22 protein-coding genes are annotated in these 20,924 nt (G+C 69.1%); 10 read left to right on the top strand and 12 right to left on the bottom strand.

Features of this window, described 5'->3' with window-relative positions; translation table 11 throughout:
* Positions 1–63 precede the first annotated feature (63 nt).
* Both AC1U89_RS07170 and AC1U89_RS07165 read left to right on the top strand, forming a co-directional pair.
* Positions 64–1,620: an MFS transporter gene (locus tag AC1U89_RS07170; protein WP_479899031.1), complete on the top strand. Its 1,557-nt coding sequence runs from the start codon at positions 64–66 to the stop codon at positions 1,618–1,620.
* A gap of 43 nt (positions 1,621–1,663) precedes the next feature.
* The gene (locus tag AC1U89_RS07165) at positions 1,664–2,074 is read left to right on the top strand and encodes a GFA family protein (protein WP_479899030.1); all 411 of its coding nucleotides are present in this window, start codon (positions 1,664–1,666) and stop codon (positions 2,072–2,074) included.
* Positions 2,075–2,082: 8 nt separating this feature from the next.
* Here the strand turns inward: AC1U89_RS07165 and AC1U89_RS07160 are convergent, their stop codons facing one another.
* Entirely contained in the window at positions 2,083–2,427 is a 345-nt protein-coding gene (locus AC1U89_RS07160; RefSeq protein WP_029911471.1) for a P-II family nitrogen regulator, read from the bottom strand.
* 28 nt (positions 2,428–2,455) lie between these two features.
* Positions 2,456–3,277 (bottom strand): class I SAM-dependent methyltransferase, encoded by an 822-nt coding sequence (locus tag AC1U89_RS07155; RefSeq protein ID WP_479899029.1) that lies wholly within the window; start codon positions 3,275–3,277, stop codon positions 2,456–2,458.
* Between the two features lie 82 nt (positions 3,278–3,359).
* Between AC1U89_RS07155 and gloB the strand changes: the two genes are divergently transcribed.
* Together gloB and AC1U89_RS07145 are read left to right on the top strand one after the other, a co-directional pair.
* Complete coding sequence (gene gloB, locus AC1U89_RS07150) at positions 3,360–4,106, top strand: hydroxyacylglutathione hydrolase (protein ID WP_479899028.1); 747 nt, start codon at positions 3,360–3,362, stop codon at positions 4,104–4,106.
* A 2-nt stretch (positions 4,107–4,108) separates the two neighbouring features.
* Positions 4,109–4,576: a cupin domain-containing protein gene (locus tag AC1U89_RS07145; protein ID WP_479899027.1), complete on the top strand. Its 468-nt coding sequence runs from the start codon at positions 4,109–4,111 to the stop codon at positions 4,574–4,576.
* On the opposite strand, the gene AC1U89_RS07140 is transcribed toward AC1U89_RS07145, so the two are convergent.
* Both AC1U89_RS07140 and AC1U89_RS07135 read right to left on the bottom strand, forming a co-directional pair.
* Positions 4,577–6,325, bottom strand: a complete 1,749-nt coding sequence (locus AC1U89_RS07140; protein WP_479899026.1) for a flavin monoamine oxidase family protein — start codon at positions 6,323–6,325, stop codon at positions 4,577–4,579.
* 154 nt (positions 6,326–6,479) lie between these two features.
* The gene (locus AC1U89_RS07135; protein WP_479899025.1) at positions 6,480–8,378 is read right to left on the bottom strand and encodes a peptide MFS transporter; all 1,899 of its coding nucleotides are present in this window, start codon (positions 8,376–8,378) and stop codon (positions 6,480–6,482) included.
* Positions 8,379–8,561: 183 nt separating this feature from the next.
* Between AC1U89_RS07135 and AC1U89_RS07130 the strand changes: the two genes are divergently transcribed.
* Entirely contained in the window at positions 8,562–9,116 is a 555-nt protein-coding gene (locus tag AC1U89_RS07130; protein WP_479899024.1) for a DUF427 domain-containing protein, read from the top strand.
* Between the two features lie 113 nt (positions 9,117–9,229).
* Positions 9,230–9,388, top strand: a complete 159-nt coding sequence (locus tag AC1U89_RS07125) for a hypothetical protein (RefSeq protein WP_479899023.1) — start codon at positions 9,230–9,232, stop codon at positions 9,386–9,388.
* Between the two features lie 33 nt (positions 9,389–9,421).
* Here AC1U89_RS07125 and AC1U89_RS07120 read toward each other — a convergent pair whose 3' ends face one another.
* Positions 9,422–10,780 (bottom strand): glutamate--cysteine ligase, encoded by a 1,359-nt coding sequence (locus tag AC1U89_RS07120; protein ID WP_479899022.1) that lies wholly within the window; start codon positions 10,778–10,780, stop codon positions 9,422–9,424.
* 259 nt (positions 10,781–11,039) lie between these two features.
* Between AC1U89_RS07120 and AC1U89_RS07115 the strand changes: the two genes are divergently transcribed.
* Positions 11,040–14,021 (top strand): autotransporter outer membrane beta-barrel domain-containing protein, encoded by a 2,982-nt coding sequence (locus tag AC1U89_RS07115; protein ID WP_479899021.1) that lies wholly within the window; start codon positions 11,040–11,042, stop codon positions 14,019–14,021.
* A 39-nt stretch (positions 14,022–14,060) separates the two neighbouring features.
* Here AC1U89_RS07115 and AC1U89_RS07110 read toward each other — a convergent pair whose 3' ends face one another.
* On the bottom strand, positions 14,061–14,777 hold the full coding sequence (locus AC1U89_RS07110) for a 16S rRNA (uracil(1498)-N(3))-methyltransferase (RefSeq protein ID WP_479899020.1): 717 nt from the start codon (positions 14,775–14,777) through the stop codon (positions 14,061–14,063).
* Positions 14,778–14,823: 46 nt separating this feature from the next.
* Here AC1U89_RS07110 and ppk2 point away from each other — a divergent pair, with 46 nt between their 5' ends.
* Positions 14,824–15,585 carry a polyphosphate kinase 2 gene (ppk2, locus tag AC1U89_RS07105; RefSeq protein ID WP_479899019.1) on the top strand — a complete coding sequence of 254 codons (762 nt, stop codon included), beginning with the start codon at positions 14,824–14,826 and terminating at the stop codon, positions 15,583–15,585.
* A gap of 41 nt (positions 15,586–15,626) precedes the next feature.
* The gene (locus AC1U89_RS07100) at positions 15,627–16,475 is read left to right on the top strand and encodes an alpha/beta hydrolase family protein (RefSeq protein ID WP_479899018.1); all 849 of its coding nucleotides are present in this window, start codon (positions 15,627–15,629) and stop codon (positions 16,473–16,475) included.
* A gap of 7 nt (positions 16,476–16,482) precedes the next feature.
* On the opposite strand, the gene AC1U89_RS07095 is transcribed toward AC1U89_RS07100, so the two are convergent.
* Positions 16,483–17,322, bottom strand: a complete 840-nt coding sequence (locus tag AC1U89_RS07095) for an aldo/keto reductase (protein ID WP_479899017.1) — start codon at positions 17,320–17,322, stop codon at positions 16,483–16,485.
* A 65-nt stretch (positions 17,323–17,387) separates the two neighbouring features.
* Positions 17,388–17,732, bottom strand: coding sequence for an MmcQ/YjbR family DNA-binding protein (locus AC1U89_RS07090; RefSeq protein ID WP_479899016.1), 345 nt, complete (start codon positions 17,730–17,732; stop codon positions 17,388–17,390).
* A 46-nt stretch (positions 17,733–17,778) separates the two neighbouring features.
* Here AC1U89_RS07090 and AC1U89_RS07085 point away from each other — a divergent pair, with 46 nt between their 5' ends.
* A complete protein-coding gene (locus tag AC1U89_RS07085) occupies positions 17,779–18,651 on the top strand; it encodes an NAD-dependent epimerase/dehydratase family protein (protein WP_479899015.1) in 873 nt (290 codons plus the stop codon).
* Here AC1U89_RS07085 and AC1U89_RS07080 read toward each other — a convergent pair.
* The 4 genes from AC1U89_RS07080 to AC1U89_RS07065 form a co-directional block, all read right to left on the bottom strand.
* Positions 18,648–19,193 (bottom strand): YkgJ family cysteine cluster protein, encoded by a 546-nt coding sequence (locus AC1U89_RS07080; protein ID WP_479899014.1) that lies wholly within the window; start codon positions 19,191–19,193, stop codon positions 18,648–18,650. The two genes, AC1U89_RS07085 and AC1U89_RS07080, sit on opposite strands and share 4 nt — an antisense overlap.
* Complete coding sequence (locus AC1U89_RS07075; RefSeq protein ID WP_479899013.1) at positions 19,190–19,630, bottom strand: YkgJ family cysteine cluster protein; 441 nt, start codon at positions 19,628–19,630, stop codon at positions 19,190–19,192. Before AC1U89_RS07075 ends, AC1U89_RS07080 begins: the two co-directional genes overlap by 4 nt.
* A 206-nt stretch (positions 19,631–19,836) precedes the next feature.
* Entirely contained in the window at positions 19,837–20,181 is a 345-nt protein-coding gene (locus AC1U89_RS07070) for a VOC family protein (RefSeq protein WP_479899012.1), read from the bottom strand.
* Between the two features lie 42 nt (positions 20,182–20,223).
* Entirely contained in the window at positions 20,224–20,883 is a 660-nt protein-coding gene (locus AC1U89_RS07065) for a class I SAM-dependent methyltransferase (RefSeq protein ID WP_479899011.1), read from the bottom strand.
* Between the last annotated feature and the right edge of the window lie 41 nt (positions 20,884–20,924).

The raw sequence follows: 20,924 nt of genomic DNA, 5'->3' as shown, positions 1-20,924 counted from the left end.
ACGCACGGACCCATGTTATGGCTGCGCTTGGACAGAAGTCTCCCGCATGTTTGTTGGACGCCCATGACAACGCAGACGCCCGCCCATCACGTCCTCGCCGACCGCAAGCGCCTATGGGCCTTCTGGCTGGGCTGCCTGGTGGTTACCGCCGGCGTCGTCCTGCACCTGCCGATGTACCTGATGGGCGCCGACATCGGCTACCAGCTGGCCGGGATGAAGATGGACCTGGGCATGACGATCGGGATGCTGATCATCCCGCCCGGCTGCGCCCTGGCCGGCTGGGGCCTGCTGCCCCGGCGCGGGGTCGACCATCACCTGGAACACACGATCGAGGTCACCCCGCCGGAGGACGCGCCCCTGGGCCTGGCCCACTGGAGCCTGATGCTGGTGCTGGTGGTGGCCCTGATCATCGACATCATGAAGCCGGCCAGCCTGGGCTTCGTGGTGCCGGGGATGATCAAGGAATACGGGGTGAACAAGGCGACAGTGGCCTGGCTGCCCTTCGCCGCCCTGACCGGCACGGTGGCCGGCTCGATCATCTGGGGCGCCCTGGCCGACATCTTCGGCCGGCGGGCCTCGATCCTGCTGTCGGCGGTGATGTTCGTCGGCACCTCGATCTGCGGCGCCATGCCCGATTTCTGGTGGAACGTCGGCATGTGCTTCATGATGGGCGCGGCCGCCGGCGGCCTGCTGCCCGTGGTCTACGCCCTGCTGGCCGAGACCATGCCGTCCAAGCATCGGGGCTGGGCCCTGGTGCTGGTGGGCGGCCTGGGCGCGGTGGGCGGCTACCTGGCCTCGTCCGGCTGCTCGGCCTGGCTGCAGCCGGTGTTCGGCTGGCGGATCATGTGGTTCCTGAACCTGCCGACCGGCCTGATCCTGATCGCCCTGTCGGGCCTGATCCCGGAATCGGCCAAGTTCCTGATGGCCATCGGCCGCATGGACGCCGCCCAGACGGTGCTCAAGCGGTTCGGCTCGGTGGTCCGCGAGAAGGCCGACACGCCCGAGGACCATCACCACGTCCTGACCCCGCCGCCGGTCGAGCGGCGCTTCCTCGGCAAGACCGCCGCCCTGAGCATCGCGGCCGTGGCCTGGGGCCTGGTCAATTTCGGCCTCCTGCTGTGGCTGCCGGCCGAGCTGGTCGCCGAGGGCCACAGTGTGGGCGTCTCCAGCCAACTGCTGGCCAAGTCGGCGCTGATCGCCTTCCCGACCGTCTTCGTCTGCGCCTTCCTCTACAGCCGCTGGAGCACCAAGTGGTCGCTGGCGGCGACGATCGCGATCAGCGGCCTGGGCGTGGCGGGCGTCCTGACCCTGGGCCCCGGCGTCAGCCCGGTCCTGCCGGTCGCCCTGATGATCATCGGCACCAACGGCCTGCTGGCCATCCTGCTGCCCTACACGGCCGAGAGCTTCCCGCTGCGGGTGCGCGGCCGGGCCACGGGCTGGGTGGCGGCGTGCAGCAAGTCGGGCGGGCTGATCGCCCAGCTCCTGGGCATCCTGGCGGCCGTGCCGCCGCTGAAGGTGGCCGCCCTGATGATCATGGCGCCGCTGGCGCTGGCCCTGGTGCTGGTCGCCTGGTTCGGGACGGAGACGCGCGGGCGCGACCTGCGAGAGCTGGAAGGCTAGCGTCCGCCCCAAGACTCCGCCTCCCAAGACAGGAGCCGCATGCATGCCCGATCAGATCACCGCCGGCTCCTGCCTGTGCGGCGGCGTGACCTTCGAGATCGCCGGTCCGTTCGAGAGCTTCTTCCTCTGCCACTGCTCGCGCTGCCGCAAGGACACCGGATCGGCCCATGCGGCCAACCTGTTCTCGACCCAGGCGACCTTGACCTGGCTGTCGGGCGCGGACCTGGTCCGGACCTACCAGCTGCCGGCAACGCGGCATCAACGAAGCTTCTGCGGGACCTGCGGTTCGGCGCTGCCGAGGGTGCAGATGGACGGCGCCCTGCTGGTCACGCCGGCCGGGAGCCTGGACACCACGCCCTCCATCCGGCCGACCGCGCACATCTGCTGTGCGGACCAGGCGGCCTGGGAACAGGGCCTCGCGGACGCGCCCAGGTTCGACGGCCTGCCCGGCTGAGCGCAGGCCTAGCCGGCGATCGCCGCGGCGTCGCGCTCGCCGGTGCGGATGCGCAGGGCCTGCTCCAGGTCCATGACGAACACCTTGCCGTCGCCGATCTTGCCGGTGTTGGCGCTGCGCTGCAGGGCCTCGACCACCGGCTCGACCACGTCGTTGGCCACGGCGATCTCCAGCTTGACCTTCGGCAGCAGCTTCACCTCGTACTCGGCGCCACGATAGACCTCGGTCTTGCCCTTCTGCCGGCCGTAGCCGCGCACCTCGGTGACCGTCAGGCCCGAGGCGCCCGCCTCGGTGACCGCCTCAAGCACGGCGTCCAGACGGCTGGGCTTGATTACGGCGACGATCATCTTCATGGCGCGGCTCCCGCAAAGAGGGCTTGGTCTACGACTTGAGGCTAGGCCCGGGAATCGATGGCTCCAAGGGCTTTGCGGCATTTAGATCACGCGGCGCCTTTCGAACAGGCGCCGTCCTGACCGGAGCGGGGCCGCCGGGCGAGGGGGCGAGCACCCCCGGCGCGAACACCCGCACCCGCGCGCGGCTGCCGCGCGGCTTGACGGCGAAGGTCTGCTTGACCGCCTCCATCAGGATCAGGCCGGCGAAACGCGGCCACAGGCGGGCCCCCACCTGCTCGAAACCCTCGGCCCAACGCGCCGCTATGGGCAAGGGCGGGGTGTAGAGGGCCCGGGTCCAGCCGGCGGGCTCCAGGTCGGCCTCGCGCAGCAGGGCCTCCAGTTGGTGACGGCTGAAGGGGCGGCCGTGACCGAAGGGCGTACTCTCTGCCCCGGCCCACAGGCCGTCGCGCGAGGCCACGGCGACGATCAGTCGGCCCGCCGGCGCCATCACCCGCCACAGCTCGCGCAGGACGGCGGCCGGATCGTCGGCCTCCTCCAGGGCGTGGACGGCCAGGATGCGGTCGAACATGGCGTTGGCGAACGGCAGGCCCGTCTCCTCGACCAGGGTGGCGGCGTTAGCCCCGCCGTTGGGCCAGACCTCGACGCCCTGGGCGGCCGGCATGGCCGCCACCACCCGGCGCGCCTGGGGCCGGGCCTTGTCGAGGAAGGGCGTGGCGTAGCCCAGGCCCAGCACGTCCAGGCCCCGCGCGTCGCCCCACGCCTCCTCGACCTTGCGGCCCAGCATCTCGCGGGCCGCGCGTCCGAGCGGGCTGGCGTAGAAGGCTCTGAGATCGAGCACGTCGCGGCGCATTGAGTCTCCCGATCGATGGCTTCATCTATGTAGGCGGGCGGGCCGGTCGCGTCACGTCCAACACCAGTCCGGAGTCGAGAGCATGTCGCTGACCGTCCACCAGTTCCCCTGCCTGTCGGACAATTACGGCTTTCTCGTGCGCGACGACGCCACCGGGACCGTGGCGACCATCGACACGCCGGACGCCGACGCCATCCTGGCCCAGCTGAACAAGCTGGGCTGGAAACTGGACCTGATCCTCAACACCCACTGGCATCCGGACCACGCCGGCGGCAACGCGGCCCTGCAGGCGGCCACCGGCGCGACGATCGTCGGCCCGCAGGAGGTGACCCGCATCGCCCCGCTGGACCGGCCCGTGGTCGAGGGCGACACGGTGATGCTGGGCGACACGGCTCTAGGCGTGATCGACACCGGCGGCCACACCCTGGGCCACATCGCCTATCACGACGCCGCCGACGGGATCGCCTTCGTCGGCGACACCCTGTTCGCCCTGGGCTGCGGCCGGCTGTTCGAGGGCACGGCGCAGCAGATGTGGGGCTCGCTGTCCAAGCTGACCGCCCTGCCCGACGACACCACCGTCTACTGCGCCCACGAATACACCGCCTCGAACGCCCGCTTCGCATTGTCCGTGGACGACGCACCGGCGCTCAAGGATCGCGCGGAGGCGGTGTTCGCGGCCCGCGAGCGCGGCGAGCCCACCGTGCCGACCACCATCGGGATCGAAAAGGCCACCAATCCGTTCTTGCGCGCACCCTTGCTGCGGCCCCATCTGGGCCCCGCCGAGGCGTTCGGCGAGATTCGGGCCGCAAAGGACGGCTTCAAGGGGTGAGCATGTCTTTGGATATCCCGAGCGACCTGAGCAGCAACGAGATCATCCGCATGCTGGACCTCCAGCCCCACCCCGAGGGCGGCTGGTACCGACAGAGCTTCCGCGACACCCCCACCGAGGACGGTCGCCCGGCCTCGACGGCGATCTATTTCCTGCTGCAGGCCGGCGAGCAGTCGGCGTGGCACAAGATCGACGCGGTCGAGGTCTGGCACTACTACGCTGGCGCGCCCCTGACCCTGACCCTGTCCACCCCCGACGGCCAGGGCGCGACCGCCCACGTCCTGGGTCCCGACCTGAAGGCCGGCGCACGGCCGCAGGCGGTGGTGCCGACCGGCTGGTGGCAGACCGCCGTCAGCCAGGGGGCCTGGACCCTGGTGGGCTGCACCGTCTCGCCCGGCTTCGAGTTCGACGGCTTCGAACTGGCCCCCAAGGACTGGCGGCCCCACTCCCAGACGCCGCGCCGGCCCTAGTCAGGCGCAGGCGCAGATCAGCGGATAGTTGGTCGTGTCGGCGATGGTGGTCATGCCGTAGTAGTCGACCAGCGCCGACTCCGCCGTGCAGAACGCGCCCTCCACCCAGGCCTGGTCGTTGGAATAGGCCTCGCCGATGATGAACAGGTTGGCCGCCGGCGCGCCGTCCACCAGGCCGGTGGGCTGGCGGATCCTCTGCATCACGTCGCAGATGTCGTAGTGCGCCGCCCAGGCGTGGTAGCCCGCCCCGAACGGGTTGAACGAGAAGTCGTTGTACACCGCCGAGACCGGGTACGGGATCTTGTAGGCGTCGTTCGGGTCGCCGTAGTGGACCTTGGCCAGCTCCAGCAGGACCATGCGGATCATGGTCTCGTTGGCCGTCGCGGGCTTGTGGAGGACCTGGTAGTCCTCCTCCAGCGGGATGGTCCGGCGCTCGTCGACGTGCAGCTCCAGCTCCTGCCAGAACTGCACGTATTGCATGTCGTCGTACGAGGCGAGCACCCCGTAGACGGGGTTGGGATTGCCGTCGCTGTTGTTGCCGAAATAGTAGACCTGGCGCAGCGGCAGGTCGGTGATGGTCGGGCCGAAGGTGTTGGGCAGGCCGTCGCTGGTCAGGTCCGGCGGATAGGGGCAGGTCTCCCACCAGGGGCTGTCGAAGAACAGCATCACCCGCATCGACGGCTGGCGGATCACACCGTCCATGTAGAGCTGCACCGGCCGCTGGTTCATGATGTCCAGCGCGCCGTCCGGCAGGTCGGCGTAGCGCGTGGCCTCGGCCACCAGGTCCAGCGAGGCCGGGGGCATGGCCAGGAAGGCGTTGGGCGTGGTCAGGGTCGGCCCGCCCTTGAACGGGTCGGCGGCGGTGGCCAGGCGGTAGTTGATCACGCCGTCATCGCCCAGCCAGACCGAGTGCAGCCGCGTGTTGGCCTGCAGAGAGAAGTCCACCCCGGCTTCCTGCGCCGCCGCGCGGGTCTGCTGGAACAGCTGGACGAAGACCTGGGAATAGCCGCCCTGCACGGTCTTGAACTGGCCGCCCGGCGCGAACTCGCTGTTGTAGACGGCGGCGTTGGCGGCGTTCCAGTTGATGACGTTGGAGGTGTAGCCGCCGGCGTCCGAGGCGTATTCGTACCCTTCGTTGCCGGCCTGGTCGTAGAAGATGTTCCAGTAGCCGATGTTCCCGGCCGTCGAGCCGGGGGCGTAGACGAACGAGTTGAAGGTCGAGGGCAGGGTCCCGTCGCCGTAGAACTGGCACTGGGCGGTGCGCGTCGAGGGCGCGGGCACGCCGGTGATCAGGTTGGAGATATTGGCGAACAGGGTCGCGGCCGGGGCGGCGTTGTTGCCCGGCGTGTTGTAGGGCGCGTTCTGGGTGGCCAGGTTCTTCTGGTAGATGTGCTCGCCGCGCAGATACAGCAGCGGGTCGGTCGTGGTGTTGAACGGCACCACCGAACCGCCCAGGCCCAGCAGGTTGATCGTCAGGGTGACCAGCTGGTGGCCCTGGGTCCCGTCCCACTCGATGAACCGCATGCCGCCGGCCTCGATGTAGGACTGGGTCGGGTCGTCGTCGCAGAAGTGGGTCACGATCCGACCGGCCGGCAGGCGGGTGCCCGAGCCGGGGCCGTCGAAGGCGTAGTCGCCCCACTCGATCAGCTCGATGCTGTCGCCCGCCACGGCCTTGCCGCCGGTGACCAGCCGCCAGGCCGTGTAGAGGCCCGCCGGCCCCGCGCCGAAGATGGTGTAGGCCGTTCCCATGCCGCCCTCCCGAGACGGCGGCTTCGCGCCGCCCTGATCGACCAAGGATGAATCGACCTTAGCGTGCGCTGACGAAATATTCGCGTCAACCGGATGGCAGCCAAGAAAAAGGCCCCGGATCGCTCCGGGGCCTTTCTTGTCTGGATCGACCGCCTTAGGGGGCGATCGAGGCCGGCTCGCCCGGCTCGGGATTGGTGTCGTCCGAGCCGTGCGACCACTTCTTGAGGATCGGCGACAGGGCCAGGAACACCACGCCGATGCCGATCGAGATCAGGCCGACGATCTTGAACACCAGCAGCGACTGGGCCAGGGCCGCGGCCGGGTCCAGCACCTGACCGCCGATGGTCTCGGTCGAGGCGATGCCCGCGATGAAGCCCGCGACCAGGTTGCCCATGGACAGCGCCATGTACCAGACCGCCATCACGAACGAGACGATCGACAGCGGCGACAGCTTGGTCATCTGGGACAGGCCGACCGGCGACATGAACATCTCGCCCGAGGTGTGCAGCATGTACATGACGATCAGAAAGATCAGCGGCATGCGGAACGCGCCGTCGGCGAAGTGGGCCCCGACCAGCAGGATCAGGAAGCCCGCGCCCACCTGGATCAGCGACAGGCCGAACTTGACCATCGGGCCGGGGTTCTTGCCCCGACCGCCCAGGAAGGTCCAGAGGGCGGCGAAGACCGGGGCGAAGATCAGGATCCAGCCGGCGTTGATCGCCTGGGTCTGGGCGGCGTTGAACGCGGTGTTGACCCACAGTTTGCCGGCCGGGTCGATGCCCGCCGCGGCCAGCTGCTCGGGCGCGCCCAGCACCACCGCCCCGCCCAGCCATTGCACCGGGTGCGACAGCAGGGTCAGGTTGACGTTGGTGGCCGCGAACAGGTTCAGCGACGAGCCGGCCTGTTCGAACAGGGCCCAGAACACCACCGCGCCCAGCACCAGCACCGTGGCCAGCAGCAGCCGCTCGCGCTCGACCTTCTGGCACTTCACGAAGGCGAACCACAGGATGTAGGCCACCGACAGGACGCTGCCCGCGATCAGGGTGGCGCTGACGACGGGCGTGTACTGCACCAGGAAGAAGACCAGCCCGACCACGCCCAGCGAGGCGGCGTAGATCAGGCCCTCGCGGTTCAGCGGGCCCAGCACCGGGGCCTTCAGCTTGGCGAACTCGGGCGGTTCGCCCTTGCCCAGCAGCCAGGGCTTGCCCAGCACGAAGATCACGAAGCCGGCCAGCATGCCGATGCCGGCCATGCCGAAGCCGGCGTTCCAGCCCAGGTTGACGCCCAGCAGGCCGCAGAGGATGGCCGCCCAGAACGAGCCCAGGTTGATGCCGTAGTAGTAGAGGGTGAAGCCCGGGTCGCGGCGCGGGTCGCCCTGCGGATAGAGCTGTCCCACCAGGGTGGCGACATTGGCCTTCATGAAGCCCACGCCGACGATGATCAGCGACAGGGCCAGCCAGAAGATGTTCAGGTACAGCGGATCGCGATCCTTGACGCCCAGCTTGTACTGCCCCTTGGGCAGCACCGAGGGCAGGACCGACTGGGCCGGCAGGTTCTTGATCTCGAAGTCGCCCTTGTCGTTGGCCGCCACCTCATAGGGCTTGTCGCCGACGACGATCTTGGCCACCCGCTCCTCGCCGCGGCCCTTGACCTGGAACTCGTAGGTGTGGCCGGCGTAGTCCAGGATCTGGGTGGCCGGACGGCCCTCGACCGCCATGGTCAGGTGGCCCGCCACCAGCAGGATGGCGCCGAAGGCCACGGCCTTGCGGGTGCCCAGGTAGCGGTCGGCCAGGAAACCGCCCAGCAGGGGCACGATGTAGACCAGCGAGGTGTAGGAGCCGTAGTGGCCGCCCGCCGTCTTGGAATCGAACAGGAAGTGCTGCGTCAGGTAGAAGATCAGCAGCCCGCGCATGCCATAGTAGGAGAACCGCTCCCACATCTCGGCCAGGAAGCAGATGATCAGACCGCGCGGATGGCCCCGCAGCAGCTGGATAAGCACGGGCACGCCGGTCACGAGAGTGACCAGGATGCCGACGGCGACGACGATATTCATTCACGAACCTTGAAACGTACAAGCGGCGGGGCGCCCAGCAGGTGGTTTCGCCCTCCCCTCCCCAATCGGCGGGGAGAAGATCACGGCGCTTTGCGTTTCACAAGCAATGGCTTGCCGCCTCGGAGCCCGCCGCCCGTCCCGCGCGTTTCTTAATCGACGCCCTGCCAGACGGGAGAATTGGCCATGACCAGCCCCACTTCGGACCATCCCATCACCTGTTCGCGCGAGGACGGGCGGGTGGAGGTGCTCTTCGAAGGCCACGAGATCGCCGACAGCGGCGATGTCCTGCTGCTGCACGAAGCCGACTACGCCCCGGTGCGCTACTTCCCGCGTTCGGACGTGGCCATGGGCTTCCTGCACAAGACCGACAAGGTCACCCACTGCCCCCACAAGGGCCAGGCCAGCTATTACACGATCAGCCGCGACGCCAAGATCATCGAGAACGCCGTCTGGTCGTACGAGACCCCGTTGCCCGGCGTCAGCCAGATCGCCGGCCGCCTGGCCTTCTATCCCGAGCACGTCGACTTCAAGCGCGCCGGCCTGACCGCGGCCGAGACCCGGGCGGTCGACGTCAACGAGGTGGTGCGCCACACCGACAGCGGCTCGGGCTCCAGCCAGGCCGAGCACTGGGACGCCAACGTCTCTATGCCCGACGACGAGGCCTGGGAGGGCGACGAGATCCGCGAGGACGGCCCCCCGCACATCTCCAAGCCCTATGAGGGAACCGGATCAATCTGAGCCACGTTCCACCGACTACAAGTGTAAAGCGTTCGTTAACCTTTCAAGCGCTGCAATGATCCCAGCGCTTAGCGTGAAAGCCTCCTCCAGAGAGGCGTCCAGGGAGAAACGTCGTGGCTTACGTCGGTTATGATTCCCGTTTGCGGCCGCCGTCCGGCGCCGCGCGATCGCGCCCCGCCCGCGTCAAGCTGGCCTGGGGCCGGCTGGCGGCGGTGGCGGCCAGCCTGATGGCCTGGGTCGGGATCATCGCCGCGGCCCGCGCGATCTTTTAGGACCGCGCGCTCGCTCCGCCTCGATAGGCTCCGCTAGTAGGCGAAGTCCTCGAACACCCGGTTGATGTCGCCCTTCCACGCGCCCTCATAGAGCGACAGCAGGCGTTCGGCCGGGGTGATCCCGGTCGCGGCGATCTCTTCCAGGTCGCCCAGATAGATCGTCTCGTCCAGGAAGCCGCCGTTCAGCTGGGCGCGGTTCTTCAGGCCCGCCTTGGCGATGGCCACGAAGTCCTTGGCCACGTCCTGGGCCGTGCGCCCGGCCACCTTGGCTTTCAGGCCCAGTTTCGGCACGTCGCGGCGCAGGCCGGCACGATCCTCTGCAGTCCAATGCTTGCAAAGATCCCAGGCCGCGGCCAGGGCCGCGTCGTCGTAGAAGACTCCGGTCCACAGGGCCGGCAGGGCGCAGAGACGGCTCCAGGGCCCGGCGTCGGCGCCGCGCATCTCCAGATAGGTCTTCAGCCGCACTTCCGGGAACAGGGTGGTGGTGTGGTCGGCCCAGTCCTTGATCGAGGCGTGCTCGCCCGGCAGCTCCGGGATCTTGCCGTCGATGAAGTCGCGGAAACTGCGGCCGGCCAGGTCGATGTACCTGTCGCCGCGCTTGGCGAAGTACATCGGCACGTCCAGGGCGTAGCGGGCGTAGCGCTCGAAGTCGAAACCGTCCTCGAACACGAAGTCCAGCAGGCCCGTGCGGTCGGCGTCGGTGTCGGTCCAGACGTTGGCCCGGGCCGACAGGAAGCCGTTGGGCTTGCCTTCCGTGAACGGCGAATTGGCGAACAGGGCCGTGGCGATCGGCTGCAGGGCCAGGCTCATGCGGAACTTGGCGACCATGTCGGCTTCGCTGGAGAAGTCGAGATTGGCCTGCACGGTGCAGGTGCGCAGCATCATGTCCAGACCCAGATTGCCGACCTTGGGCATGTACTTGCGCATGATCACGTAGCGGCCCTTGGGCATGACCGGCACGTCCTCGCGCTTCCACAGCGGCGAGAAGCCCAGGCCCAGGAAGCCCAGGCCCAGCTCGTCGGCGACGGTCTTGACCTCGTCCAGGTGCTTGCCGGTCTCGTCGCAGATGTCGTGCATGGTCAGCAGCGGCGCGCCGCTGAGCTCGAACTGGCCGCCGGGCTCCAGGCTGACATTGGCGCCGGCGCGCTCCAGCCCGATGATCGTCGGGCCTTCCATCACCGGCTTCCAGCCGAAGCGCTGCAGGCCGGTCAGCAAGGCGTGCACGCCCCGGTCGCCCTCATAGGGGACCGGCGTGTGGTCCTTCAGATAGAAGCCGAACTTCTCGTGCTCGGCGCCCACGCGGAACTGGTCCCTGGGCTTGCTGCCCTTGGCGAAATAGGCGGTCAGATCGTCCAGCGTCAGCGGACGCTCCTGGCTCACGGCTTCGGCCATCGGCCACCCTCCCAAAACACGCATCCAGAGGGAGGAACGCTCCTCCGACCCGCCCGCAAACTGTCGTGCTGCGCAGTTGGGCGTTTTCTTAGCGAACCTCAAGGGGGCCGCCCAGCCTTTCGCAACGGAGGGCGTTTCGATCGCGACCCGTCCAGACGGAGCCGGCCAGGCCTCTTGAACTCGGGAGGCGATTGCGCGCCAAACGCTTTGTGGCCAAAACTGCGGACGACATAACCTTAGGGTTGTTCAGGGCGCGCCTATGTCGGGCATCACGATAAAAATCTTGGCGGCCATGGTCCTGGCGTGGTGCGCCGGGACGGCCGCCGCGCAGACCCAGGCCGTCGCGACGGTGGACGGCGAGATACTCGACAGCGACGGATCGCGTATCCTCTACATCCCAAACGTCGATCCTCATCAGGTTCGCATCCGGGCGGCGAACGGGACCGAGACCCTGATCGGCGCCGGTCCGCAATTCACGCCGCTCTATGGTTATCTCAGCCCGACCGGCGCGGCCTTCGCCGCTGACGTCCAGGGCGCCATCAGCAGCACGCTGTTCAACTTCAACACCAACGGGCTGGTGCGCGTCGGCACGTTGAATTCCAACCTTTCGTTGCGCGTGGAAGGCCAGTACGCCGTGTTCAGCGGCTTGAACGCCGTTACGGGCGTCGCCACCCCGAACTTCGTCTATCGCCTGGACACCACGACCGGTCTGGTGACGCAGGCGCCGGGCGACAATGGCAATTACCAGCTCGACGTCCTGGCTGACGGCGTGATCGCCTACTGGACCAGCAATGGCTCGTTCGCCCCCAACTCCCAGGCCGCCGACTACAACATCGAGACGTTCGACGGCGTGGTGACGCGCCGCATCACCGACACCCACAATTCCCTCAACTACTACCCCCGGACCGATGGCGCGCTGTTCGTCTTCAACCGGCGGAACACATGCTGTGCTTCCCAGGCTCAGATGCTGCTGAGCGACGGCGTCAGCGAAATCGTGCTCAGCACGGCTGAGGGCCTGCCCGGCCAAGACTACCAGGTCCGGAACGGCTGGGTCGCTTTCCGCGACCGGGGAACGCTCTACATCCGCAACCCCTCGGGCGCGCTGACCAATCTGGGGGCCAGCACCGCGATCCTGCAGATCTCGGAATTCGGCGAACTGGCCTACACCCTCGGCAACCGGACCTTCCTGCGGACCGCCGACGGCGTGGTGTGGGAGGTCGGCCCCTACGAGTCGGCGTTCAATGTCGGGCACGACTGGTATTTTTATCGGGCGGGCGAACTGGTGCGCTTCGCCGATGGCCTGATGGTGCCGCTGGACGCGAACTTCGTCGCAAGCGCCGCCCCGTTCACGGCGCATGACGGCACGACCTTCTACGGCGTGACCGACATCGTGGCGGGGCGTGCGATCGTCCTGGAAGGGGCGACTGTGCTCGACACCAAGGGCTTCGCGATCGGCCTGAGCGGTCCGGTCACGGGCCCTGGCGGCCTGAAGGTGGTGGGCGGCGGACTGCTGACCCTGCTCGGCGCCAACAGCTTCGCCGGCGGCCTCGAGATCGCCGCGGACGGCCGACTGGCGGGCGACACCCGAAGCATCAATGGCATGGTCGTCAACGACGGCGAGCTCAGCCTGAACCAGAATTTCAACGGCGTCTTCGCCGGTGTCCTGTCGGGGCATGGGTTGCTGCGGAAGACCGGCTCGGGGACCGTGGTGCTGGGCGGCCCCCAGCCGTTCTCGGGAACCGCGTTGATCACCGCCGGCGGCGTCCAGCTGGCTGGTGTGGACACGCCCGCCGCATTCGTGGTCTCGGCCGGTCTGCTCAGCGGCAATGGGCGGATCGGCGCGCTCGATGCCCAGGGCGGCGGCGTGGCGCCCGGCTCCGGCACGGCGACGATCAGCATCGCCGGCGGACTGACCCTCGGCGCGAATTCGCTCTATGTGGTCGACCTCGCCGGCGGCTCCTCCGACCGCCTGTCGGCCGGCGGCGTCGCCCAGCTCCAGGGCGGCGCGCTCGATCTCCGCTTCGCGCCCCAGCGGTATCGGATCGGCTCCAGTTGGCGGATTCTGGAGGGAAGCCGGTTGAGCGGCTCTTTCGGCGAGGTGCGATCCGCGGGACTGCCCGCGCTCGTCGACGCCTCGGTGGACTACAATCCCGATTCCGTCGACGTGGTGCTGACCCTCGACCAGGAGCGTCTCGTCGGGCTCGCCGTCAGCGAAAATCAGCGCTCCGTGGCGGGCGCGGTGGCCGCGCTTCCCGGATCGTCGGCCTTGCTCGACGAAGTCGCCTGGTTGCCCGAGCAACAGATCCCCGCCGCGCTCGACCAGCTTTCGGGGGAATTCCACGCGACGGCGTTGACGGCGCTGTTCGAGACAGGCCGCTTCGAACGCCTGGCCATCCTGCGGCAGGTGCGGGATCAGCGACCCGGCCGGCGGGTCTGGGCGACGGCGTCCACCGACAGCGCCCGCTACGACGAGTCGGGCGACCTGGCGTCGAGCCGGGCCAGCGCTCGCGATTTCGCCGTGGGGATCGATCTCGATCCCGCCGCCGACGTGCGCGTCGGGGCCGCGCTCGGTTTCGGGGATCAGGATGTGACGTCAAGCCAGGGCCGCCTGTCCAACACCTATGTCGGCCCGACCCTGTACGGCCAGGCCAGGCGGGGTTCGATGGTCGCGCGCGGCGGCGTGGGCCTGACCCGGCTTCATCTCGAATCCGAGCGTCGCGTCGCCTTCGGGACGATCAACGACCATCTCCAGAGCACGTCTCACGGCTGGTCCAGCGACCTGTTCGCCGAGGTCGCCTTTCCCCTCACCGCCAGAAGGCTCGACGCTGAGCCCTTCGTTGGGGTGTCGAGCACGATGCTGCGGCTGTCCGGCTTCCAAGAGACCGGCGGCGAGACCGCCTTGTCGTCGCCGGACCTGCGATCCTTCCGAAGCGTCGCCACCGCCGGCCTGCGAGCCCATGCGGAAGGCCAGATGGGCGCAAGCCGCCTGTTCGCCCGGGGCGAGTTGGCGTGGGAGCATGAACTCGACGCCGGCGGCGATCGCCGAACGCTCGCCCTGGCGACGAACCCTGGCCATACCTATTCGGTTCAAGGCCTGTCGGCGGCGCGTGACGCCGCGCATGTCGGCCTTGGACTGGGCCTCGTCGGCCGGGCCTGGCGCGCGGAGATCGCCTATGACGGCGCGATCGCCCGGAGCCAGCAGCAACATGCCGGCGCCGCCACGGTCAGCTTCGCCTTCTGACCCCGGCCTGATCCCAGGAGGCCGCCACTCGAACCGGGCCTAGCGCCAGTCGCCGGCGGCGGCCTGCCACAGGGTCATGGCCGCGATGGCCGCGGTGTCGGCGCGCAGGATGCGCGGGCCCAGGGTCACCGGGATCACGAACGGCAGGGACCGCAGCTTCTCACGCTCCTCGGGCGCGAAGCCGCCTTCGGGGCCGATCAGGATCGCCGCCGGCGCCGGGGCCTCCTTGGCCGCCTCGATCAGCGGCCGCGCGTCGCCGCCCTCGTCGCAGAAGATCAGCTTCCGCTCCGCGTCCCAGCCATCCAGAATCTTGTCCAGCTTCTGCGGGTCGTCGACGGCGGGCACGTCCAGCCGGCCGGTCTGCTCGGCGGCCTCGATGGCGATGGCGTCCAGGCGACCCAGCTTGAGGAAGTCGACATTGGTCCGCCGGGTCTGGGTCAGGCGCACCCGGCGCGCGCCCAGCTCGGCGGCCTTCTCGACGATGGTCTCGACCCGGCCGCGCTTGACCATGGCGACCACCAGGTCGAGGTCGGGGCCGAAGGTCTGGGGCCGGGTCTGTTCCTCGGCCTTCAACAGGCAGCCGCGCTTGCCCGCCTCGGTCAGGCTGCAGCGCCACTCGCCGTCCTGGCCGTTGAACACCAGGATCTCGTCGCCGACGTTGAGCCGCATCACGGCGGTCAGGTAGCGCGACTGGTCGATGTTGGGCGCGACGCCGGCGCCGGCCTTGAGCGGATGGGGAACGAAGAGGCGGATCATGGCGTCCTTCTAGCGCAACTGAACGGGACGGGGGTAGGGTCACCGCATGAGCAAGCTGGAAGACTACGAAGCCGAACTCCGCGACCTGCAGCTGGCGATGATCGGCCTGCAGAAGCTGGCCATCAAGGAAGGCTGGAAGACGGTCACCGTCTTCGAAGGCCGCGACGCGGCCGGCAAGGACGGAGCCATCGCCCGCCTGACCGAGCACGCCCACCGCCGCGCCACCCGGGTCATCTCCCTCCCGGCGCCCAGCGATCGCGAGCGCAGCGAGTGGTACTTCCAGCGCTATGCCCGGCACCTGCCGGCGTCCGGCGAGGCCGTGGTCTTCAACCGCTCCTGGTACAACCGCGCCGGGGTCGAGCGGGTGATGGGCTTCTCCTCCCCGCACGAGCAGGAGCAGTTCCTGCGCGACGTGCCGGCCTTCGAGCTGATGCTGGTGGAGAACGGGGTCAAGATGACCAAGTTCTGGCTGGACATCGACCAGGAGACCCAGGCCGAACGCCTGAAGGCCCGCCGCGAGGAGCCGCTGAAGGCCTTCAAGGTCAGCGACCTGGACGCCGTGGCCCAGGCCAAGTGGGACGACTATTCGGCGGCCCGCGACGAGATGCTGATGCGCACCCACTCCGTCCCCGCCCCGTGGGTGTGCGTGCGCGCCAACCACAAGAAGGCCGCCCGGCTGAACATCCTGCGCTGGCTGCTGCACGTCTCGGCCCCGAAGAAGCTGCTCAAGGGGATCAAGCATCCCGACCCGGAGGTGATCTTCCGGTTCGAACCGACGGCGCTGACGGACGGCCGGCTGGCGAAGTAGGGCGGGGTTGCGCTTCAAGCTGGGCCGCATAGCATCGCCGCATGAAGCGTCCCGCCCTCCTCGTCGCCGTCGGCCTCGCCGCCGGCGTCCTGCTCGTCTCGGTTCCCGTCAGGGCCCAGATCCACGAGCGCATCTATCCCGCGCCGACCGCCCCGCTGGACCCGTCGGTCCTGCCGCCGGGCGCCGTGATCGACACCGTCCGGACGGCCGACGGTCTGACGCTGAAGGGCGCCGAGATCGCGCCGCGCGACGGCAAGCCGACCTTCCTGGTGCTGCACGGCAACGGCTCGGCCGCGACCCGGTCGATGACGTGGCTGGCGCCCCTGATCGCCGAAGGCTACGGCGTGGTGGCGGCCGACTATCGCGAGTACAGCGGCAACCCCGGCAAGGCCAGCGAGGCGGGCCTGGCCGCCGACGCCGACGCTTTCTACGCCCGGGCCCGCGTCGTGGCGGGCGGCGGCAAGGTGATCGTGGTCGGCCACAGCCTGGGCGGCGGCGTCGCCTTCGGCCTGGCCCGGCGTCAGAAGCTGGACGCGCTGGTGACCATCGGCACGTTCACCGACCTCCGCTCCATGGCCCCCGCCGCCGTCCGCCTGCTGATCGCCGACCGCTACGACAACCTCGGCGCGGTTCCGACGCTGGACGAGCCCTACTACCTGATCCACGGCACGGCGGACGACACGGTGCCCTTCGCCAACGGCCGGGCGCTGGGCCAGGCCGCGTCGGCGGCGCACAGGACCGGCGCGATGTTCACGATCCAAGGGGCGGGCCACTCGCCCGACAGCGCCGACGTTTCGGCGATCCTCCGCGCCGTCGCGGCCAAGACCCTGAACGAGGGCGGGCCGGTGAAGGTCCAGTTGCCCCAGACCGTCCAGCTGACGCCGTTCTAGTCCGGACTCAATCCGCGTCCCATTCGAACGCCGGGTCCAGCCAGTTCCCCAGCCGCCCGTCCGGCCGCGCCAGGGCGAAGATGCGCGCCATCTCCTCCTCGGACAGGGCGAAGTCGAAGATGTCGAAGTTCTCGGCCAGCCGGCCGGGGTTCCGCGTGCGCGGGATGGTCGCCACGCCCTGCTGGACCTGCCAGCGCAGGGTCACCTGGCCGGCCGTCTTGCCGTGGGCCTCGCCGATCTCGACCAGCACCGGATCGTCGGCCACCTTGCCTTGGGCCAGGGGCGACCAGGCGGTGATCGTCGAGCCCATCGCCTTGGCCTTGGCGATCAGGGTCTTCTGCGACAGGTAGGGGTGGTACTCGACCTGGTTGGTGGCGACCGGCGCCTCCGAGGCAGCCTGGGCCTTGGCCATCACCGCCGAGGGGAAGTTCGACAGGCCGATGGCGCGGGTCAGCCCCCGGGCGTGGACGTCGTTCAGCGCCGCCATGGTCTCGGCCAGGGCCGGCCGGGGCTTGGGCCAGTGCAGCAGCAGCAGGTCGACCTGCGGGGCCTTCAGGCGCTTGAGGCTGCCCTCGACCGACCGCTGCAGGTCGCCCTGGGCGAACTGGTCGACCCAGACCTTGGTGGTCAGGAAGATCTCGTCGCGCGGCACGCCGGTGGCCGCCAGGGCCGCCCCGACGTCCTGCTCGTTGCGATAGGCCTGGGCGGTGTCGATGTGGCGGTAGCCCAGTTCCAGCGCCTTCTCGACCAGGGGCTGGGCCGTACCGTCGTCCAACTGCCAGGTGCCCAGGCCGATGACCGGCATGGCCACGTCGCCCGCGCGGATGTCGGGGATGGAATGGGGCATGGGGATCTCCCGAAGGCGGCTGGGACTTGAGGGTCAGGCCGATATAGGCCCTGGCGCCGTCCGCGTCAGGCCTTCTCCGCATCGTAACGCTTGAGCAGCGTCTTCGGCGCGGTCGCCCGCCATCGGCGTTCCAGGAAACCCTCCACCGTTCCGGCCTCGACCCGCGACAGGCGGATCAGGACGTAGGGGTAGTTCTTGTAGTGGTCGGTGACGAAGAACGTCCCGGGCTCGGCCTCGATCAGCATCTCGCGTTCGTCCAGCGTGACGCCCGGACAGACCAGGGTGTCGCCGTCGTCCCAGACGCGGGTCAGGAACTTGCCGTGCGCCTTCAGGCACGGATGGCCGTAGGCCGTCCCGTCGGTCACGCCGGGCAATCCGAAGGCGAAGGCGCGCACTTCCTCGAAGGTCATGACCAAAGTCCTGGGTCGCCGGTTGCGGCGCGACTATAGGGGAAGGATGGACGTTGAAACCACCTCATCCTCCGATCTGATCTCGCCCGTGCTGGTGCTGGGCGCCACCAGCCTGATCGGCCAGTTCCTGCTGGCGCGGCTGAACGCCCTGGGGACCACGCCGATCTCGCTGAGCCGGCGGCCGCCCAGCGACGACGTCTGCTGGATCGACGGCGACCTGGCCGACCCGGACCTGGCCGACGAGCTGCCGCCGGTGGCCACGGTGTTCTCGCTGTCGCCGATCTGGCTGCTGCCCCAGGCCCTGCCCGCCCTGAAGGCGCGCGGCATGACCCGGCTGGTGGCCTTCTCCTCGACCAGCCGCTTCACCAAGCTGGACTCGACCGAGGCCTCGGAGCGGGCCGTGGCCAAGGCCCTGGCGGAGTCCGAAGCCAAGGTCGAGGCGTTCTGCGCCGAGCACGGCGTGGCCTGGACGATCCTGCGCCCGACCCTGATCTATCTGGAAGGGCGCGACGGCAATGTCAGCCGCCTGGCCGGGCTGATCCGCCGGTTCAAGGTGTTGCCGCTGTCGGGTCGGGGCGAAGGCCTGCGCCAGCCGGTCCATGCCGACGACCTGGCCGGCGGGGCGATCGCCGCGGCCGGAGCCCCAGCGGCGCGGGACAAGGCCTATGACCTGGTCGGCGGCGAGACCCTGACCTATCGCGTGATGGCCGAGCGGATCTACCAGGGCCTGGGCCGCCGGCCGCTGATCCTGTCCCTGCCCGCCTGGCTGTTCCGCCTGCTGCTGACCCTGGCCAAGCCGTTCTATCCCGGCGCCACCGCGACCATGGCCGACCGCATGGCCCAGGACCTGACCTTCGACGACGCCCCGGCGCGGGCTGACTTCGGATGGAAGCCGAGGGATTTCCGGCCGAGGTTCTAGGAGGCCTCGACGTCGCTCAGCACCATCGCGAATGGCACCTTGGCGCCGTCCTTGTCGACATAGCCGCTGACCAGCTTGTGGTCGGGATTGAGCACGCCCAGGTCGACATCCTCGGTGGGGAACATCACCACGCGGCGGTCGCCGATGCAGATCAGCAGCTCGTAGCCGTCATAGGCCCGCTGCGACATGGCCTTCAGCCGCGAATAGTAGGGCTCGCGCGTCCACGAGGCGGGCTTGCCGGGATCGACCACCACGTTCAGCCGCTTGCCGTCGCGGTCGGGGTACATCAGGAAGCCGGCCTTGTCGGGCCGCCAGGCGGCGTCCAGCTTCTCCGAGGTCAGCCACAGGCAGTGGAAGCCCCTGCAGGCCTGGGGCCGGGCCTCGTAGTCGCCGCAGCCCGAGCCCTTGCGGAACACCCCGCACCACTGGCCGGCGGGCTTGTTCAGCTCGCTGATGTGCAGGACCTTGCAGCACATGCCGCAGTCGCCGCACGACTTTGACGGGGCCGCGGTCAGCGGCGGAAGGGAAGCGGTTTCGCTCATGCCGGGATCTCGCGCACCAGGCCCAGATCGACGTCGCGATCGGGCAGGATCGTATAGCCTCGCCGTCCGACCAGGACGTTGAGGGCCAGGCCCTGGGCCGCGCCGCGCGCCGCCCAGGCCTTGAAGGTGTCGTGGAAGGGGGCCTTGCGCCAGGCGTCCGGCGCGGCGGGATCGACCTCGACCACCAGGGTCCGGCCCTCGTCCTCGCGATGCAGGACGAAGCGGGCCCGGTCGGGGCGCCAGCGGTCGTCCAGGTTGGGGGCGTTCAGCCAGTAGCAGGCGTAGTCGGCGCAGGCCTGGGGCCGGTCGGCGTAGATCGCACAGCCGGCGCCCTTGCGGTAGTGGCCGCACCAGGCGTGGGCCGGCTTGTCGATGGCGGCCACGCCCATCAGCTTGCAGCACATCCCGCAGTCGCCGCAGGTCCTGGCCTGGTCCACCGTCGCTCGCCCCGTAAATCGTCCGGAGACGGATTTATCGCGGTTTCGTGACGGTTTTTCGCGCGCTTCAAAATCCGCTCATCCCGGCGAACGCCGGGACCCAGATGGCATGGCGGTGTGGCTGAGGCCAACAGCGCCGAGCTCTTCCAATCAGCGACCCAGCTTTGAGATCTGGGTCCCGGCATTCGCCGGGATGAGCGGATAATTTAGCCCTCGCTCCACACCGCCAGCTCGTTGCCGGACGGATCGGTGAAGTGGAAGCGGCGGCCGCCGGGGAAGCTGAAGATCGGCTTGGTGATCGCCGCCCCCGCCGCCGTCACCTTGGCCAGCATGGCCTCGATGTCGTGGGCGTAGAGCACCACCAGCGGCTTGTCGGTCGAACCTTCCTGCGGCGTGCAGAAGCCGCCGTCGGCGCCCTGGCCTTCGAAGGCGGCGTAGTCGGGACCGTAGTCGACGAAGCTCCAACCGAAGGCGGCGGCGTAGAAGGCCTTGGTGGCCGGCAGGTCGCCGGCGCGCCACTCGATATAGTCGATCTTGCCGTCCTCGCGCATGCCGCGCCTCCCTGAATGTTCTCGTATTGTTCTAGATCGCCGTCACGGCAGAGTCCAGACGCTGGTGCGCTTGACGGCCATGTCCTCCAGCTCGCGCGTGGTGGGCACCTGGTACTCGGCCAGTTTCACCAGGCCGTCCTTGGGGAAGTAGGTGCGGCCCGGGTCGCCGATCAGTACGGCCGCGCCGGCCGCCCGTCCCTGGCCCAGCCAGGCCATCACCGCCTCGGCCATCGGCCGCTCGTAGCAGATGTCGCCCGCCAGGATCACATCGGCGGCCGGGGGCGGGGCGTCGAGCAGGTCCACCTCGGTGAAGGCGACCTCGACGCCGTTGGCCGCGGCGTTCAAGCCGATCGCCGCCTCGCAGAACACGTCGATGTCGGCCGCCAGCACACTGGCCGCGCCCGCCCTCATCGCCGCGATCGCCACCAGGCCCGAACCGCTGGCGAAGTCGATCACCCGCTTGCCGGCGACGATCCCGGGATGGTCGAGGATGTAGCGCGCCAGGGCCTGGCCGCCCGCCCAGGCGAAGGCCCAGAATGGCGGCGGCAGGCCGATCTCGGCCAGGGCCTCCTCGGTCAGTTTCCAGATCGGGGTGATCTCGTCGGCCAGGTGCAACTGAAGCTCCGGCGTGTGCGGCGGAGCCTGCACCCGGGTGTTCTCCAGGATGAAGGCGCGGCGGCCGGCGAGGGTCTGGTCGATCATGGCCGCCTTAGAGCACCCGGACGGCCCCGAGGCGAGGTCCG

It is taken from the genome of Caulobacter sp. 05T431 (genome assembly GCF_056665975.1).
Note: the sequence above shows the minus strand (reverse complement) of the source record. Positions and strands in the feature narration are given on the sequence as shown.

Excerpts from the sequence above, each read along its gene's own strand:
- AC1U89_RS07170 (WP_479899031.1), top strand. The coding sequence starts at position 64 with ATGACAACGCAGACGCCCGCCCATCACGTCCTCGCCGACCGCAAGCGC.
- AC1U89_RS07165 (WP_479899030.1), top strand. The coding sequence starts at position 1,664 with ATGCCCGATCAGATCACCGCCGGCTCCTGCCTGTGCGGCGGCGTGACC.
- AC1U89_RS07160 (WP_029911471.1), bottom strand. The coding sequence starts at position 2,427 with ATGAAGATGATCGTCGCCGTAATCAAGCCCAGCCGTCTGGACGCCGTG.
- AC1U89_RS07155 (WP_479899029.1), bottom strand. The coding sequence starts at position 3,277 with ATGCGCCGCGACGTGCTCGATCTCAGAGCCTTCTACGCCAGCCCGCTC.
- gloB (WP_479899028.1), top strand. The coding sequence starts at position 3,360 with ATGTCGCTGACCGTCCACCAGTTCCCCTGCCTGTCGGACAATTACGGC.
- AC1U89_RS07145 (WP_479899027.1), top strand. The coding sequence starts at position 4,109 with ATGTCTTTGGATATCCCGAGCGACCTGAGCAGCAACGAGATCATCCGC.
- AC1U89_RS07140 (WP_479899026.1), bottom strand. The coding sequence starts at position 6,325 with ATGGGAACGGCCTACACCATCTTCGGCGCGGGGCCGGCGGGCCTCTAC.
- AC1U89_RS07135 (WP_479899025.1), bottom strand. The coding sequence starts at position 8,378 with ATGAATATCGTCGTCGCCGTCGGCATCCTGGTCACTCTCGTGACCGGC.
- AC1U89_RS07130 (WP_479899024.1), top strand. The coding sequence starts at position 8,562 with ATGACCAGCCCCACTTCGGACCATCCCATCACCTGTTCGCGCGAGGAC.
- AC1U89_RS07120 (WP_479899022.1), bottom strand. The coding sequence starts at position 10,780 with ATGGCCGAAGCCGTGAGCCAGGAGCGTCCGCTGACGCTGGACGATCTG.
- AC1U89_RS07115 (WP_479899021.1), top strand. The coding sequence starts at position 11,040 with ATGTCGGGCATCACGATAAAAATCTTGGCGGCCATGGTCCTGGCGTGG.
- AC1U89_RS07110 (WP_479899020.1), bottom strand. The coding sequence starts at position 14,777 with ATGATCCGCCTCTTCGTTCCCCATCCGCTCAAGGCCGGCGCCGGCGTC.
- ppk2 (WP_479899019.1), top strand. The coding sequence starts at position 14,824 with ATGAGCAAGCTGGAAGACTACGAAGCCGAACTCCGCGACCTGCAGCTG.
- AC1U89_RS07100 (WP_479899018.1), top strand. The coding sequence starts at position 15,627 with ATGAAGCGTCCCGCCCTCCTCGTCGCCGTCGGCCTCGCCGCCGGCGTC.
- AC1U89_RS07095 (WP_479899017.1), bottom strand. The coding sequence starts at position 17,322 with ATGCCCCATTCCATCCCCGACATCCGCGCGGGCGACGTGGCCATGCCG.
- AC1U89_RS07090 (WP_479899016.1), bottom strand. The coding sequence starts at position 17,732 with ATGACCTTCGAGGAAGTGCGCGCCTTCGCCTTCGGATTGCCCGGCGTG.
- AC1U89_RS07085 (WP_479899015.1), top strand. The coding sequence starts at position 17,779 with ATGGACGTTGAAACCACCTCATCCTCCGATCTGATCTCGCCCGTGCTG.
- AC1U89_RS07080 (WP_479899014.1), bottom strand. The coding sequence starts at position 19,193 with ATGAGCGAAACCGCTTCCCTTCCGCCGCTGACCGCGGCCCCGTCAAAG.
- AC1U89_RS07070 (WP_479899012.1), bottom strand. The coding sequence starts at position 20,181 with ATGCGCGAGGACGGCAAGATCGACTATATCGAGTGGCGCGCCGGCGAC.
- AC1U89_RS07065 (WP_479899011.1), bottom strand. The coding sequence starts at position 20,883 with ATGATCGACCAGACCCTCGCCGGCCGCCGCGCCTTCATCCTGGAGAAC.